Source organism: Sphingopyxis sp. L1A2A, from assembly GCF_005502465.1.
Lineage (GTDB): Bacteria > Pseudomonadota > Alphaproteobacteria > Sphingomonadales > Sphingomonadaceae > Sphingopyxis.
Genome location: NZ_SCOT01000070.1, coordinates 1 through 1,499 on the forward strand (window position 1 = coordinate 1; position 1,499 = coordinate 1,499).

Genomic DNA, 1,499 nt, shown 5'->3' on the forward strand with positions numbered 1-1,499 from the left:
CACCAACGCGCTGAGCTTCATGGTCAACGGCATGCTCGACTTCGGTGACGACGACGGCCTTCAGGGCTTTGTCGGCGGTGGTGCCGGTGTTGCCCGCGTGTCGGTTGAACCCGGAACCGCGATCCTGATTCGCCAGGTCGGGGATTTCGCGCTGTCGCCGCCGCTGTCTCTGTTGCTGACCTGAAGAGGATGATGCCATGACCGATATGCCGCTGACCCCGCGCTTTGCCTTGCCGTTGCTGGCGGTGGCGCAGGCGCAGAAAGAGATGACGCACAATGAGGCGCTGACGCTGATCGACGCGCTGGTTCATGCCGCGGTCGTGGCGGGGCCGCTGAACGACCCGCCCTCGGCGCCGGAGCCGGGGCAATGCTGGCTGGTCGGCGCCGCGCCGACCGGCGACTGGGCCGGGCACGCAACGGCGATGGCGCTTTGGACCGTGGGTGGGTGGCGCTTCCCCGCCCCGCGGCAGGCGATGCGGGTGACGCGCCTGACCGACGGCGCACGGCTACGATTCGAGGGAGGAGAATGGGTGGCGCCGGTCGCGATCAGCGCCCCGTCAGGCGGCTCGACAGTCGACGCCGAAGCGCGTAGCATCCTCGCCACGCTGATCGCGCAGCTTGGGGCGCAGGGTCTTCTGATCTCAGGCTGAATTTCTGTTCTTTGGTTTTTAAAGTGCGACTTTTTGGCAACAGATTGACGATTTGTTCACTTGCACGGAACCAAAGCGGCGGGTAGGACGTCTGCCGAGACGTATATCTCAATTTGAAAGGGGAATTACTATGAGGAAGCTTGCCGTCGCTATGGCATTGGCCTCCACCGCCCTGGCTTCGCCTGCTCTGGCGCGCGACGACTCCTGGTACGTGGGTGTTGGTGCTGGCGCTATGCTGGTCGAAGACCTTGATCTCGATATTGGCACCGTTAACAATGCCGGTTCGCTCGATCATCGTGCTGGATATGATTTCGAAGGTACCGTCGGTTATGATTTCGGCGGTTTCCGCGCTGAAGTCGAAGTCGGCTATCGTGAAGCCGACATCAAGTCGGGCCGCTTCACCACCCCCGGGATTCCGAACAGCGCAAACGGTCGCGGAACCTTCACCGGTTCGACCGCGCTGAATGGCGACACCAACGCGCTGAGCTTCATGGTCAACGGCATGCTCGACTTCGGTGACGACGACGGCCTTCAGGGCTTTGTCGGCGGTGGTGCCGGTGTTGCCCGCGTGTCGGTTGAACCCGTGTTCGCCGGTCCGTTCATCGACGATTCGGACACGGGCTTTGCCTGGCAGGCAATCGCCGGCGTTCGCGCGCCGCTGAGCACCAACTGGGACGTTGGCCTGAAGTATCGCTTCTTCAACGTCGATAACGTTGATCTGGTCGATCAGGCCGGTCGCGATGTTTCGACGCGCTTCCGTTCGCACTCGATCCTGGGCACGCTGACGTACAACTTCGGTGGTGCAGAGCCGCCGCCGCCGCCGGCACCGCCGCCGCCGCCGCCGCCGCC

Annotated in this window: 2 protein-coding genes and 1 pseudogene; all 3 read left to right on the plus strand. The window is 63.6% G+C overall.

The window, feature by feature from the left end; translation table 11 throughout:
- Positions 1-184, plus strand: a pseudogene (locus FFS68_RS18255) (hypothetical protein); the annotation flags it as partial.
- A 13-nt stretch (positions 185-197) separates the two neighbouring features.
- Positions 198-650 carry a DUF2793 domain-containing protein gene (locus tag FFS68_RS17750; RefSeq protein ID WP_137754525.1) on the plus strand — a complete coding sequence of 151 codons (453 nt, stop codon included), beginning with the start codon at positions 198-200 and terminating at the stop codon, positions 648-650.
- Positions 651-780: 130 nt separating this feature from the next.
- On the plus strand, positions 781-1,499 hold a 719-nt coding region (locus FFS68_RS17755), incomplete at its 3' end, for an outer membrane beta-barrel protein (protein ID WP_137754526.1).

What these genes read in the sequence shown, in the direction of transcription:
- FFS68_RS17750 (WP_137754525.1), top strand. Translation starts at nt 198, where the DNA reads ATGACCGATATGCCGCTGACCCCGCGCTTTGCCTTGCCGTTGCTGGCG.